The organism is Natronorubrum marinum, from assembly GCF_052040125.1.
Taxonomy (GTDB): Archaea; Halobacteriota; Halobacteria; order Halobacteriales; family Natrialbaceae; genus Natronorubrum.
Genome location: NZ_JBPPFV010000001.1, coordinates 1,093,189 through 1,106,315 on the forward strand (window position 1 = coordinate 1,093,189; position 13,127 = coordinate 1,106,315).

General features: G+C 65.0%; 13 protein-coding genes. 9 read left to right on the plus strand and 4 right to left on the minus strand.

Translation table 11 applies throughout. The features are described 5' to 3' along the window. Nucleotides 1-134 precede the first annotated feature (134 nt). The 3 genes from ACSFC5_RS05500 (at nucleotide 135) to ACSFC5_RS05510 (ending at nucleotide 2,944) form a co-directional block, all read left to right on the plus strand. A complete protein-coding gene (locus tag ACSFC5_RS05500; protein WP_440764238.1) occupies nucleotides 135-986 on the plus strand; it encodes a 16S ribosomal RNA methyltransferase A in 852 nt (283 codons plus the stop codon). A gap of 108 nt (nucleotides 987-1,094) precedes the next feature. Then, complete coding sequence (locus ACSFC5_RS05505; protein ID WP_440764239.1) at nucleotides 1,095-2,312, plus strand: mechanosensitive ion channel family protein; 1,218 nt, start codon at nucleotides 1,095-1,097, stop codon at nucleotides 2,310-2,312. Beyond that, a complete protein-coding gene (locus ACSFC5_RS05510; RefSeq protein ID WP_440764240.1) occupies nucleotides 2,312-2,944 on the plus strand; it encodes a HemK2/MTQ2 family protein methyltransferase in 633 nt (210 codons plus the stop codon). The genes ACSFC5_RS05505 and ACSFC5_RS05510 overlap by 1 nt, the downstream gene beginning before the upstream one ends. A 48-nt stretch (nucleotides 2,945-2,992) precedes the next feature. On the opposite strand, the gene ACSFC5_RS05515 is transcribed toward ACSFC5_RS05510, so the two are convergent. From ACSFC5_RS05515 to ACSFC5_RS05525, 3 genes are all read right to left on the minus strand, one after another. Next, on the minus strand, nucleotides 2,993-3,832 hold the full coding sequence (locus ACSFC5_RS05515) for a M48 family metallopeptidase (RefSeq protein WP_440764241.1): 840 nt from the start codon (nucleotides 3,830-3,832) through the stop codon (nucleotides 2,993-2,995). Between the two features lie 45 nt (nucleotides 3,833-3,877). After that, nucleotides 3,878-4,090, minus strand: coding sequence for a hypothetical protein (locus tag ACSFC5_RS05520; protein ID WP_440764242.1), 213 nt, complete (start codon nucleotides 4,088-4,090; stop codon nucleotides 3,878-3,880). Between the two features lie 87 nt (nucleotides 4,091-4,177). After that, nucleotides 4,178-5,599 carry a GntP family permease gene (locus tag ACSFC5_RS05525; protein ID WP_440764243.1) on the minus strand — a complete coding sequence of 474 codons (1,422 nt, stop codon included), beginning with the start codon at nucleotides 5,597-5,599 and terminating at the stop codon, nucleotides 4,178-4,180. Nucleotides 5,600-5,851: 252 nt separating this feature from the next. Here ACSFC5_RS05525 and ACSFC5_RS05530 point away from each other — a divergent pair, with 252 nt between their 5' ends. The 5 genes from ACSFC5_RS05530 to ACSFC5_RS05550 all read left to right on the plus strand — a co-directional run bounded on the left by ACSFC5_RS05530 (nucleotide 5,852) and on the right by ACSFC5_RS05550 (nucleotide 10,851). Next, nucleotides 5,852-6,853: a 5-methyltetrahydropteroyltriglutamate--homocysteine methyltransferase gene (locus ACSFC5_RS05530; protein WP_440764244.1), complete on the plus strand. Its 1,002-nt coding sequence runs from the start codon at nucleotides 5,852-5,854 to the stop codon at nucleotides 6,851-6,853. Beyond that, nucleotides 6,850-7,926, plus strand: coding sequence for a methionine synthase (locus tag ACSFC5_RS05535; RefSeq protein ID WP_440764245.1), 1,077 nt, complete (start codon nucleotides 6,850-6,852; stop codon nucleotides 7,924-7,926). Before ACSFC5_RS05530 ends, ACSFC5_RS05535 begins: the two co-directional genes overlap by 4 nt. A 321-nt stretch (nucleotides 7,927-8,247) precedes the next feature. Next, nucleotides 8,248-8,865, plus strand: a complete 618-nt coding sequence (locus ACSFC5_RS05540; protein ID WP_440764246.1) for a nitroreductase family protein — start codon at nucleotides 8,248-8,250, stop codon at nucleotides 8,863-8,865. Nucleotides 8,866-8,955: 90 nt separating this feature from the next. Continuing rightward, entirely contained in the window at nucleotides 8,956-9,738 is a 783-nt protein-coding gene (locus ACSFC5_RS05545) for a class I SAM-dependent methyltransferase (RefSeq protein WP_440764247.1), read from the plus strand. An 84-nt stretch (nucleotides 9,739-9,822) separates the two neighbouring features. Continuing rightward, on the plus strand, nucleotides 9,823-10,851 hold the full coding sequence (locus ACSFC5_RS05550) for a DUF7972 family membrane protein (RefSeq protein WP_440764248.1): 1,029 nt from the start codon (nucleotides 9,823-9,825) through the stop codon (nucleotides 10,849-10,851). Nucleotides 10,852-10,921: 70 nt separating this feature from the next. On the opposite strand, the gene ACSFC5_RS05555 is transcribed toward ACSFC5_RS05550, so the two are convergent. Further along, nucleotides 10,922-11,758 carry a DUF8054 domain-containing protein gene (locus ACSFC5_RS05555; protein ID WP_440764249.1) on the minus strand — a complete coding sequence of 279 codons (837 nt, stop codon included), beginning with the start codon at nucleotides 11,756-11,758 and terminating at the stop codon, nucleotides 10,922-10,924. A 200-nt stretch (nucleotides 11,759-11,958) separates the two neighbouring features. Here ACSFC5_RS05555 and ACSFC5_RS05560 point away from each other — a divergent pair, with 200 nt between their 5' ends. Next, nucleotides 11,959-13,035, plus strand: coding sequence for a TrmB family transcriptional regulator (locus ACSFC5_RS05560; protein WP_440764250.1), 1,077 nt, complete (start codon nucleotides 11,959-11,961; stop codon nucleotides 13,033-13,035). The last annotated feature ends 92 nt before the right edge of the window (nucleotides 13,036-13,127 follow it).

Below are 13,127 nucleotides of genomic sequence, written 5' to 3' on the forward strand. Positions count from 1 at the left end.
GAACAAGTGACTCGTGAGCGACGTGGAACTCACCGCCGCCGGTGGGAGCACTCCGCTCGAGCGAATTACTACTCGCTACAAACGGCGGTCCGAAAGACGGTGCGTTTACACCGATCCCCGCCAAAGCGCCGGCAATGAGAGATCCAGACGGACTGATCGCCCGAGCGGGCGTTCGGGGCGATCCGGACCGCGATCAGCACTTTCTCGTCGACGACCGCGTCCTCGACCGACTGCCGACGTATCTTGCGGCTATCGGTGCCGACACCTCCCACCTGCTCGAGATCGGCGGCGGAACCGGCGTGCTGACGGACCGCCTGCTGGCGATGGGCGACGAGGACGATCAAGTCACGGTCGTCGAGCGTGACCGAAAGCTCGCCGCGTTCCTGCAGGAGGAGTTCCGCGAGGAGATCGATGCGGGACGGTTGACCGTGATCGAAGGCGACGCCCTCGAGGTCGACCTCCCCGACTTCACTGCCTCTGTATCCAACCTTCCCTACGGCGTCTCGAGCGAAATCACGTTCCGACTCCTGCCCGAAAAACGCCCGCTGGTGCTGATGTTTCAACAGGAGTTCGCCGAGCGGATGGTCGCCGAACCCGGAACGCCCGAGTACGGCCGACTCTCCGTCTCGACACAGCACTACGCGAACGCCGAACTCGTCGAGTCCATCCCGAAGGAGGCGTTCTCGCCGCCGCCGGCCGTCCAGAGCGCGGTCGTCAGACTCGAGCCCCGCGATCCGGACTACGAGGTCGACGACGAGGACTTTTTCCTGCGGTTCGTGAAGGCGCTGTTCACCCAACGCCGGAAGACGATTCGGAACGGGATTCGGAACACGGCCCACATTTCGGGACTCGAGGATCCCGACGCGGTCGTCGAGGCGGCAGACGAGGAGATCCTCCAGAAGCGCGCCGGCGCGATGGCACCGGCGGAGTTCGCGGCGCTGGCCAAGCTCGCGGCCGATGTCAGCGCAGTAGGTGAGGGACAGTAAGGCCGTGACGGCCACGCTCGAACGACCGAGAACCGTTGGCAGTATCGATACCGACCGACGGATACTCGTAGCTACGCGGCCGACTGCCTCGAGAGACGACGACTACCTATGTCCGAGATACTGATGGGGTTCGACTGGCTATCGAACGTCTTCGAGACGACCAACGGCAGACTCGCGGTCACGTTCGCAGCGGTCGGCGTCCTGCTCGTCGTCCTCCTTTCCTATCGCCAGCTTCAGGGGTGGCTCGCCGAGCGAACACGGCCGCTGTACAGCGACATCGTCTCGGTGGGCGTGTTAATCTCGACCTGTCTACTCTGTCTGGCCGTCGTTTCAGGCGTCTGGGACTATACTAGCCAAATTCAGTCGGTTTACGGGGATCTGGATCTCGGTAGCGACGTCATCGCGCGCGGCGTGCTCACGTTCGTTCTCGTCGTCGGAACGCTCATCGCCACTCGATTCGTCCGCCGAGTGCTCCAAGAGGTGCTCGGTTCGTCAACGGCCGTAACCGACCACCAGCGAGAGATTACCCACCGCCTCTCGCAGGTGCTGATCTGGTCGGTTTCGCTCGTCATTATTCTCGGCGTCTGGGTCGACGACCTCGGCGGCCTGCTCGTCGGGGCCGGATTTCTCGGTATCGTCATCGGTATGGCCGCCCGGCAGACGCTCGGCACGGTCATCGCCGGCTTCGTTCTGATGTTCGACCGGCCGTTCGAGATCGGCGACTGGATCGAGGTCGACGACGAGGAGGGGATCGTCACAGACATCTCGATCGTCAACACCCGCCTCCAGTCGTTCGACGGCGAGTACATCATGATCCCCAACGACGTCATCGCCTCGGGTATGGTGACCAATCGATCGAAACGCGGTCGACTGCGGGTCGAAGTCGACGTCGGCGTCGATTACTCGACGGACGTCGAACGGGCCGCCGAGATCGCGAGAGCGGAGGTCGAAGCGCTCGAGGAGTCGCTGACCGCGCCATCGCCACAGGTGATCACGAAGGAGTTTGCCGACTCGGCGGTCGTCCTCGGGGTACGCTTTTGGATCGACAACCCCAGCGCCCGCCGGTTCTCGAAATCCAAGACGGCCGCGATTCACGCGATCAAGCGCGCCTTCGAGGACGACGGGATCAAGATCCCGTACCCGCAGCGCGAACTGACCGGCCGGGCCGAAACCGGCGGCCTCCGAATCGCGGAGGACGAGCGGCGGGACGCGGGGAACTCTTCGTTGAATCCGCCGGACGACGATACCGGTGACTCGTCGGGGGACGGCGAGGCCGAGGAACCGAAACGGGAGAGTCAGCCCGGAACGCCCGCGGAGGACGACTGATGGGACTCGAGGACCGACGTGGCGTCGACATCGACGTCTACCAGCCCGCGGAGGACTCCCACCTGCTCGCGCAGGCGGCCTGCGATCGGCTTGCGGGGGCCGACGACGAAACGCGAGCCAGCGAACCGCGAGGCGACGACCCACGAGACGGAGCGACCGGTCCGCTCGTCCTCGAGGTCGGCACCGGCTCCGGCTACGTCGCGGGTCGGATCGACGACGAAACGAGCGCGCGCGTGGTCGCCGCGGATCTGAACCCGCACGCGGTTCGACAGGCCCAAGAGCGGGGCCTCGAGGCGGTTCGCGCCGACCTCGTCGCGCCCTTCGCCGACGGCGCGTTCGACGCCGTCGTTTTCAACCCGCCGTACCTCCCGACCAACCCGGAAAACGAGTGGGACGACTGGATGGAGCGCGCCCTGTCGGGCGGGGAGGACGGCCGGGCCGTGATCGACCCGTTCCTCTCCCGCGTCGGTCGCGTGCTCGCGCCCGACGGCGTCGTCTACCTGCTCGTCAGCAGCCTGACGGGGGTCGAGGAGGTCGTCGAGGAGGCCGGCGAGCACGGGTTCAGCGCCGTCGCGATCGCGGACGACTCCTTCCCCTTCGAGACGCTGACGGTGCTCGAGTTGCTCACGTGAGACGGCCGGTGAGTGTGTGTTCGAAAGTCACCGAAAGTCGGGAGCGGTTCACTCGGTCTCGTCAGCCATTTCGAGCAACCGCTCGATTCGCTTTTCGGTCGGCGGGTGCGTCGCGGGTCGCCACTCGAGGGCGCGCCCGAGACGGCCGAACACTCGCGATAGCCCGGAAACGATTTGCGCGCCTTTCAGCTCGCTGTCGCCGGCCGGCACCCAGCGGGCGATCGACGACTCGATCGGGGGCGACCGTCCGTGGTCGGTCGATAGCCGCCGCGATACGATCCCGAGCGTCGCGGTCGCGTGGCGACTCCGTGCGTCTTCGCAGGGCGTCGCTTCCTCGAGCGTCTCGAGGGCGGCGGCGAGCGCAGTGGGATCGCCGACGAGTTCGGCACCAGCCCTGTCGGCAGCGTACTCTCGGGCCTGTGCGTGGAGACCGATACAGATCGCGTTGACGGCGAGGACGAGACGGGCGAGAACGCTGACGAGCAGGTAACAGATCGAGAGGACCACGACGGGAACCGCGACGAGCAGGAAGACGAGCGTAACCGACCCCATCGCGAGCAGAAATCGGATCCACTCGCCGAGGCGTCGCTCGCGGGCGAACAGTCCTTCGGAGACCGACCCGATCGTCGCGACCACCGTTGCGAGTATCGTATCTCGGTTCGCGAGGTGAGCGACCTCGTGGGCGAGTACCGCGTCGAGTTCGGATTCGGAAAGCGCCTCGAGTAGCCCTCGCGTGACGACGACGGTCGCGGCAGTGCCGCTGTCGGCGGTGAAACTGGTGGCTTCGTCCGTCTCGACGATCGCCACGGTCGGCGTTTCGGCCCCGGCGGCGAGTGCGAACCGCCGGACGCGAGCTTCGAGTCCGTACGCATCGTCCACGCCGTCCACATCGAGCGGGCGAGCGTCGACGTCCTCGAGCGTTCGTCGGTAGCCCTAGCGGACGTACGCGAGAGCGAAAAGTGCCGCCGCCAGAACGAGCGTTCCGGCAACCACCGGGGTCGATGCGGCGACGTTCGGTCCGATCGCCGTCACCGCGGTGTAGAGGACTCGAGCGACGAGCGCGACGATTCCGATAGCGACGAGCGCGACGACGGCAAGCGTCCCTCCCAGTCGGACGTGAAGGGAACGGGACGACTGCGAGGCCATACGAGGAGTGTCACACTCCCGTTACAAAACGGTGCGCGTTCCACGGTGTCTGCGGAAAAAACGGCGGACGGAAACCGTTCGAATCGATCAGGCTGGCACGTTCGGAATCACCGTCGCCAGTGCGATGATGATGATGAACGCCGTCACCGAGATGATCGTGGTCAGCACCGTCCAGATCTTCACCGTCTCGGCCTCGGTGAGCCCACCGATCTCCTTGATGAGCCAGAACCCGCTGTCGTTGAACCACGAGCAGATGTTGCCGCCGGCACCGATAATCAGCGCGAGGTAGACCGCGCTCACGCCGAGTTCCGGTACCTGCGGTGCCATGATGCCCGCCGTCGTGATCATTGCGACCGTCGCAGAGCCCTGTGCGATCCGAATCGCCGCCGCGATGACCCACGCCGAGACCAGCACCGAGATACCGGCGCCGCCGACGCTGATGAGTTCGACGATGTAATCACCGATACCGGACGCCGCGAGCAGGGCACCGAACGCACCGCCGGCGGAGGTGATCGCCGCGATGTGTCCGCCGCTCTTGAGCGCCTCGACGAGTTCGTCGTTCCAGACGTCCCGATCGAGGTTCCGAATGCGCAGGTAGGTCAGCGCGGCCACCAGCGCGGCCGCGGTGAGCGCGAAGTTCGGATCGCCGACGAAGGCCGCGGCCGGCTGTGCCGCCTCGAGCGGCCCCTCGAGCGCGCCGAGGCCGAAGACGCCCTCGCCGGCCAGGTCGAGGAGGTACTCGAGCGTCGTGTTCGACGCGACGAGGACGACCGCGAGCAGGATCGGCAGCGCGGCCTCGAACACGCCGGGGAGCGCCGACGTCTCCCGTTCCGCGAGTTCGTGTGCGTCTTCGGCGGTCGATCCGACCGTCTCGCGGAGCGGGATGTCGTCGAGCCGGCGATTGATCCACTTGCCGTAGAGGATCCCCGAGACGATCGCCGTCGGAATCGCGACGGTCGCACCGACGATCATCGTCCACAGGAGGTCGGCTCCGAGCTCGAGCGAGACCGCGAGCGGGCCCGGCGTCGGCGGGACGAGAACGTGCGTCGTCGCCGCACCGGCGCCGATGACGGCGATGTACAGCGCGTAGTCGCGGCCGGTGCGGGCCCGCATCGAGCGCGCGAGCGGGGTCAACAGGAAGAACACGTTGTCGAAGAAGACGGGAATCGATAGCGCGGTACTGCTCCCCCACAGCGCCAGATAGGATCGTTCCTCGCGGAGCCTCGACTGGAACGCTCGAACGATCCGTTCCGCGGCGCCGCTTTCCATCATCGCCTTCCCGATGATGGCGGCCATCAGAATCGGAATACCGACTCCTTCGAACGTTTCACCGAGGCCGACGGCCAACTCGGACGGGACGTCACCGAGCGGAACCTCGGCCGTCGCGATACCGACGATGAGGCCGGCGATAACGAGACCCAGCACGGCGGGTAATCGAAGCCATACGAGTAGCGCGATTACGGCAATCAACCCGATCGCGAAGACGATCAGGGGATTTTCGAACGCCATACGCTGCCATCCAGCACCGGGTAAATAACAATTAGGTATTCGAGACTGTATAAGTATCTATACATTCATATTAATCTAATAATGGGTCGAGGATACTCGTACGCTGCCACAGTGTCGATTCCGCGTTGCTGGATGGACGACAGCGGTAGCTCTGGAAGCGATACCGCGTTCGATTATCTCACTGAAGATTACTGCCACGTATTTATTGATATGGAAAATATTAAGCGTCGGTATAGCCTAGCCGCAGTCACGATGACTGAGTACGTTTCGACCACGCCGGGGCTCTTTCCGCTCCCGGATTGGGCGAAAGACGACCTCTCGGACCTGAAGGGGCACCAGAAACACGACCTCATCGGCGGCGACGAGGGCGGAGAGATCGCTGCGGCCTACGAGAACGCTCGCGCCGACGTGATCGAGGACCAGCAGGACGCTGGGCTCGACCGAATCGTCGAGGGACAGCTCCGGTGGGACGACATGCTCGCTCACCCGCTGGCCGTCCATGACGCCGTCGAGACGCGCGGAATCGTCCGCTACTACGACAACAACAACTTCTATCGAGAGCCCGTCGTCTCCGACGAACTCGAGTTTTCGGGTGACGTCGCGAACGAACTCGAGGCCGCAAGCGAGTTGACCGACGGCGACCTGCAGGCCGTCCTCCCCGGTCCGTACTCGCTGGCCGAACTCGCCACCGACGAACAGTACGGCGACGAGGCGGCGTTCCTCGACGCCATCGCCGACTTCCTCGCGGGCGAGGTCGACGCCTTCCCCGCCCACGAGACGCTGTTCCTGCTCGAGCCATCCCTCGTCGAGGAGCCGCCGGAAGACGGCGCCGACGAACGCGCGAGCGAGGCGATCGATCGGGTCGCGAGCGCGACCGACGCCGACGTCGTCGTCCAGCCCTACTGGGGCGCACTCGAGGAGAAGGTCTACGCCCACCTGCTCGACGCGGACATCGACGCGGTCGGCTTCGACTTCGTCGCGAACCAGGACGACAATATCTACAACATTCAGGAGTACGGCGCGACCGGCGACATCTCGCTCGGCCTCGCCGACGGCCAGAACACGCTCGTCGAGGATCCCGAAGCGATCCGCGACCGCGTCGACTGGGTCGAAGACCAGCTCCAGGTGACGGAGTTCGAGACGGTCTACCTGACCACGAACACGGAGACGTTCTACCTGCCGTACGCGAAGTACCAGGAGAAACTCGAGGCGCTTGCCGAAGCCGCGGACCTCGCGGAGGTGACAGCCGCATGACCACGAACGAGAACCGAGACCAGTTCCGACCCGAGGACCACGAGAACGACCACTTCATTATGACGAGCGTCGTCGGCAGCTATCCGAAGCCAAAGTGGCTCAACCGTGCGAAGGAGCTGTACCAGGATCCCGATCACAGCTTCGACGAGGACGATTATCAGGAGGCCAAAGACGACGCCGCTCGCCTCATCACGAACGAACACGAGCGCGCGGGTCTCGATACCGTCGTCGACGGCGAGATGCGGCGCAACGAGATGGTCGAGTTCTTCGCCCACCGTATCGAGGGCTACGAGTTCAACGGTCCCGTCAAGGTTTGGGGCCACAACTACTTCGACAAACCCTCCGTCGTGAGCGAGGTCGAGTACACCGACTCCTGGCTCGTCGACGAGTACGAGTTTACCGCGGAGGCGGCGGACCGACCCGTCAAGGTCCCAATTACGGGCCCCTACACGCTCGCTAACTGGTCGTTCAACGAGGCCTACGAGGACGACGACGAGCTTACCCTCGCGCTCGCGGACCTCGTCAACGAGGAAGTCGAGAAGCTCGTCGACGCCGGTGCGCGCTACATTCAGATCGACGAGCCCGCACTTGCGACCACGCCGGACGATCACGCTATCGTCGGCGAAGCGCTCGAACACATCGTCGCCGACATTCCCGAGGAGGTCCGCATCGGCCTCCACGTCTGTTACGGCGACTACTCGCGGATCTACCCCGAGATCCTCGACTATCCCGTCGACGAGTTCGACCTCGAACTCGCAAACGGCGACTACGACCAGCTCGACGTCTTCAAGGACCCCGAGTTCACCGCCGACCTCGCACTCGGCGTCACGGACGTCCACGTCGCCGAGGTCGAATCCGTCGAACAGATCGAGGAGAATATCAAGAAGGGCCTCGAGGTCGTGCCGCCGGAACAGCTCGTCGTCTCGCCGGACTGTGGCGTGAAACTGCTACCCCGCGATGTCGCCTACGGCAAGATGGCGAACATGGTCGAAGCGGCTCGCAACGTCGAGGCCGACCTCGACGAGGGCAACATCGATATCGAACGCGGTGCGCCGACGCCGGCCGACGACTAACCTCGAGCGGTTCGTTCAACGTAGCTTACTTCCCGTTTTTTCTGCGGTTCCAGCGGTCAACCTATTTCCATAGCTCGTTGCATTTCGATCGTTGCCATCTACATCGGTCACGACGATGGTCGGTGGGCTCTTGGGCGGCCCAGTCAGGCGGAGCAAGCCGATCTGGGACGTTCGGTCGATGGGTTCGGATCGGTAATTAGTACTCAACCAGACAGTTATATTCCGGTTGTCAAATGGACACACGAGACGGGGACGTGACCGTTACCTGGTAGCATCTATGTCTAACAATAAATATGTAGTGTAGCTGCGAACGGGCACATAATGCAACGAGCCGCTTCGACGCAGCCCGACCTCCGCGAGGAAGCCGCCGCGCATCGCGAATCCGAACACAACGTCGCTCCGCTCTTCGTCGATCGTTGGTCGCCCTACGCGATGACCGGCGAACCGCTCGAGGAATCCGACTACCTCCCGCTGTTCGAGGCCGCCCGGTGGGCCCCTTCGGCGTTCAACAACCAGCACTGGCGGTTCGTCTACGCCGCTCGCGACGACGACGAGTGGGACACCTTCGTCGACTTGCTCACCGAAGGCAATCAGGCGTGGGCAACTGACGCGGCCGTGCTCGGCGTCATCGTCTCGAAGACGACGTTCGACCACAACGGCGAACCCGCCCCGACGCACTCGTTCGACACCGGCGCAGCCTGGCAGAACCTCGCGCTCGAGGGCGCGCGCCGAGGCCTGGCGGTCCACGGAATGGCCGGCTTCGACTACGAGCGCGCCGACGACGAACTCGAGGTCCCCGAGGCGTTCGCGGTCGAGGCCATGTTCGCGGTCGGTGAGCACGCACCGCCCGAAACGCTGTCCGAAGAGCTTCGGGAGCGCGAACGGCCGAGCGGCCGCAAGGATCTCGAGGAAATCGTCCACCGCGGGCGCTTCGAGTAATATCCGTCGCGCTCTGTGGCACTTCCCGCGTCGTCTCCACTGAATCCGATCGAGAGCAATCGTCAAGCCTCCTCGTTCGGTTGTATTCGTATGGTCGACGAGACGGCCGGTCCGAACAGGTGGGACGCAGACGATTACGACGAGAATCACTCGTTCGTCGCCGAGTACGGAACGGACGCGCTCGAACTTCTCGAGCCGACGGCCGAGAACCGGGTTCTCGACCTCGGCTGCGGGACGGGACACCTCACGGCCCGAATCGCGGAAGTCGGCGCAACCGCAGTCGGCGTCGACAGCGCTCCCGAGATGATCGAACGGGCTCGAGAAGCGCATCCGAACCTGCGGTTCGTCGCGGCCGACGCCCGCACGATGTCGTTCGACGATCCGTTCGACGCCGTCTTCTCGAACGCGGCCTTACACTGGATTTCCGACGAGGAACAGGGCGCCACCCTCCGGGCTGTTCGCGATGCGCTCCGACCCGGCGGTCGATTCGTCGCCGAACTCGGCGGAACGGGGAACGTCGAGCGGATCGTCGAGGCGACACTCGCGGAACTCGAGAGCCGCGGCTACGACGCCGAGAGCCCGTGGTACTTCCCGAGCGTCGGCGAGTACGCCGGCCGGCTCGAGGACCACGGCTTCGAGGTCCGTTTCGCGCGGCTGTTCGATCGGCCGACCGAACTCGAGGCGGGCGAAGACGGGCTCCGAAACTGGCTCGAGATGTTCGGTGACAGCCTCTTTTCGTCGGTGTCGACGGACGAGCGGGCCGCCGTGATTGAGGGCGTCGAGGATCGACTCGAGGCGAGCCTGTACGACCGCGACGAGGAGACGTGGACGGCGGACTATCGCCGGCTTCGGTTTCGTGCGGTCCGTCTCTGAGCCGTTATCGCCGCCTCGTCCGAAGATCGCTCGAGTCCGCGATTCAGGCTCAACCACTTTTCGGCCGGGTCCTGAACGGTCCGTATGGACGATCCGTTCTCGACCGATACGCTCCGAGGACGAACCGGCGAGAGTCGGGTCGCCCACTGGTTTCTGCTCGATGCGAACCGGTGGCTCCTCGCGGGACTGCTGTCCGTCGTCGCGTTCGTTGCGTTCGTCGCGCTCGGTGCAGTCGCCGTGCCGCTTCGAGAGGCGATGGCGCACGGGACGCCGGTCAACACGGCGTTCCAGGCCCTGATCGCGGCGATTCTCACGGGCGTCACGCTGGTCGTCTCGATCAATCAGCTGGTCCTTTCGCAGGAACTCGGGCGGCTGGGCGACCAGCAACGGTGGATGGACGAGGCCATGGAGTACCGACGCAACGTCGAGGCCCTGTTCGGATCGATCGGTCCGCCCGGTCCCTCGCAGTTCCTGCAGGCGCTCGTCAAAACGAGCAGCGACCGGGCCGAGGACCTGCAAGCGGCGGTCGCCGACAGCGACGACGAGGTTCTCCGCCGCCGGACCGAGCGACTGGTCGAGAACGTCTGCCGGAACTCCGACGAGATCTACTCACAGCTCGAGACATCCGATTTCGGTGAGTTCGACGTCCTCCGATCGGGGCTGAACTACAACTACTCCTGGAAGATCTACGCCGTTCGGCGGCTCCGTCACGAGCACGAGGACGCGCTCGGCGACGACGAATACGAGGCGTTCGACGAGCTTATCGACGTCCTGACGCTGTTCGGCCCGGCGCTCGAGCACTTCAAATCGCTGTACTTCCAATGGGAACTCGTCCACCTCACGCGGTCGATCGTCTACGCCGGGCTGCCGGGCGTGGTCGTCGCGACGGCCACGGTGCTCTATCTCGATCCGGCGTCGGTTCCGGGGGCGGTGCTCGGCGTGGACAACATGGTGTGGGTCGTCAGCGCCAGCACGACCATCGCGCTCGTCCCGTTCTTTCTGCTCGCGGCCTACGTCTTGCGGATCGCGACGATTTCGAAACGGACCGGCTCGCTCGGGCCGTTCATTCTCCGGCACGCGGAACGAACGGACGCGATCGACTGGGAGGAGTAGGGTGAGGTCGGACAACGGTCGTTGCACCCGATCACACACCGATCAGGGCTCGTGTTTCGGGCTGTACCGCTCAGCGGTCGGCGTCCTCGAACGTGTAGAACCGTTCGTCGCAGGCGGGACAGACCAGCTTCTCCGACGGGAGGCTACCGACCGGCGTCACCTCGCCACAGCAACTCGAGCGACTGATTGTCAACTCCTCGTCACAGAGGGGACAGCGCTCGAGGATCGTTCGGAGCGGCCGACCCGCCGCGCGACGAACCGCGTCGGACTCGACGCGGGACTCGAGGGCGCGCGCGGCGGCGAGTTCGGCGATGGCGATTCCGCGCGAGAGCGTGACTGGGGTACCGGTCTCGGGCATGAGGACGATCACGGACCGGCCCCAACTGCGCCGCGACTGCGTGTCGACCGACGGGTCGGTTTGGCGATCGGCGACGCGCGTGAGACCGGCGAGATCGGTCTCGCGAAGCGTTCGCATCTCCCGTCGCCAGTCGTCGCGAAAGTCGGGATCGAGGGCGATTTCGTCGCCGTGGAACTCGACGACGCCGGCTTCGACGAGTCCGGCGACGATCTCCTCGCCGGATGGCTGTGCTCGCGTCGCGTCGTCGGGTTCGGTACCTGCATCCGAGAGCGAGCCGTCGTCGGCCGACGCCTCGCGGTGGAACGGATCGATCGGGAGCGCGGCGACGAGGTGCGGGGCGAACCGGGGCGTGTACGGCACGACGTAGCCGCGAAGTGCGATCGCGGCGGTCCCGACGACGGCGACCGCACCGGCGAGGCGTCGACGTCCCTTGAGCGCGGTGACGGCGACGAGGACGGCGAGCACTACACCGTTGGTGATCGTACACGGCCAACAGCGATGCTCACCGGTGTACTCGGGTCGCCGAATCGGCTCGAGCGGATCGGACATACGCCGTGCGTTCCGATCGAATCCCCTTCAGTGTACTGTCTCAACAACAGGTTTTTACAACACCTGTTATATCTGACTGCACATGGACGAGTATGCGAAGCGTATCAGAGAACACGTCCCGGCTGCACGCCAACGGCTCCGGCCGGCCCGCCGACAGTGGTCGAGCCAGTCGCGTGACGGCTTCGGGAGGGTGAGAGTCGATGGACGCTGACGAACTCGTCGAGACGCTCGAGGACGCGGGGCTGTCACCGTATCAGGCGGACGCGTTCGTGACGCTGCTCGGCCTCGGCTCCGCGTCGGCGACCGACATCGCGCAGGCGAGTTCGGTGCCCGATCCACGGATCTACGACGTCTTGCGCGGGCTCGAGGAACAGGGGTACATCGAAACCTACGAACAGGACAGTCTGCACGCCCGGGCCCACGATCCGGCGGAGGTGCTGACGGATCTCCGTTCCCGCGCCGACCGGTTCGAGACGGCGGCCGGGGAGATCGAGGACCGCTGGAGTCGTCCCGATATCGAGGAGCACAAGGTGAGCATCGTCAAACGGCTCGACACGGTGCTGGCGCGGGCCGACGAACTGATCCGCGAGGCCGAGAATCAGGTCCAGATCGGCCTGACGCCCGGACAGTTCGCCGATCTCTCGGACGCCCTCGCAACGGCCCGAAAGAACGGCGTCGACGTCAAGGTCTGCCTGTTTCCGGAACTCGGTACCGAGCCGACGCTGCCGCCGACGGATGCGCTGGCCCACGCCTGTACGGAGGCGCGCTACCGCGACCTCCCGTCGCCGTTTCTGGCGCTGATCGACCGCTCGTGGACCTGCTTTTCTCCCCACGGCGACTCGACGAACGAGTACGGCATGATCGTCAACGATCGGACCCACGCGTACGTTTTCCACTGGTACTTCCTCACCTGCCTCTGGGAGGTCCACGAGACGATCTACTCGGCCCGGCGCGACGAGCCGCCGATCACGTACGTCGATCTGCGGCAGTGTCTTCGGGACGTCGAACCCCTGCTCGAAGAGGGGGTGACGATCGAGGCGACGGTCGTGGGGTTCGAAACCGGCACGGGGCGGCAGGTAACGAAACGGGGGACGATCACCGACGTCGCGTACGCCGGCGTCTCTGCCAGTGACGAACGGGTGATGCCGCTCTCCCAACTCGCGGGGAAGGCGGCGATCGCGATCGAGAACGGGGAGGAACGAACCACGATCGGCGGCTGGGGGGCGATGCTCGAGGATCTCGAGGCGATTCGGATCACGATCGAGTCGCTCGAGTGATGCGTCGGTCGGTTCGGTCACTGGTTTTCGCGACTCGAATCCGGCTCCAACTCAGCGCTGCACGCGGGTTTTGTTTTCGATACTGGCTACCG

Coding starts and splice junctions, on each gene's coding strand:
- ACSFC5_RS05555 (WP_440764249.1), bottom strand. CDS start 11,758: ATGTCCGATCCGCTCGAGCCGATTCGGCGACCCGAGTACACCGGTGAG.
- ACSFC5_RS05545 (WP_440764247.1), top strand. CDS start 8,956: ATGGTCGACGAGACGGCCGGTCCGAACAGGTGGGACGCAGACGATTAC.
- ACSFC5_RS05505 (WP_440764239.1), top strand. CDS start 1,095: ATGTCCGAGATACTGATGGGGTTCGACTGGCTATCGAACGTCTTCGAG.
- ACSFC5_RS05550 (WP_440764248.1), top strand. CDS start 9,823: ATGGACGATCCGTTCTCGACCGATACGCTCCGAGGACGAACCGGCGAG.
- ACSFC5_RS05540 (WP_440764246.1), top strand. CDS start 8,248: ATGCAACGAGCCGCTTCGACGCAGCCCGACCTCCGCGAGGAAGCCGCC.
- ACSFC5_RS05530 (WP_440764244.1), top strand. CDS start 5,852: ATGACTGAGTACGTTTCGACCACGCCGGGGCTCTTTCCGCTCCCGGAT.
- ACSFC5_RS05560 (WP_440764250.1), top strand. CDS start 11,959: ATGGACGCTGACGAACTCGTCGAGACGCTCGAGGACGCGGGGCTGTCA.
- ACSFC5_RS05500 (WP_440764238.1), top strand. CDS start 135: ATGAGAGATCCAGACGGACTGATCGCCCGAGCGGGCGTTCGGGGCGAT.
- ACSFC5_RS05535 (WP_440764245.1), top strand. CDS start 6,850: ATGACCACGAACGAGAACCGAGACCAGTTCCGACCCGAGGACCACGAG.
- ACSFC5_RS05525 (WP_440764243.1), bottom strand. CDS start 5,599: ATGGCGTTCGAAAATCCCCTGATCGTCTTCGCGATCGGGTTGATTGCC.
- ACSFC5_RS05520 (WP_440764242.1), bottom strand. CDS start 4,090: ATGGCCTCGCAGTCGTCCCGTTCCCTTCACGTCCGACTGGGAGGGACG.
- ACSFC5_RS05510 (WP_440764240.1), top strand. CDS start 2,312: ATGGGACTCGAGGACCGACGTGGCGTCGACATCGACGTCTACCAGCCC.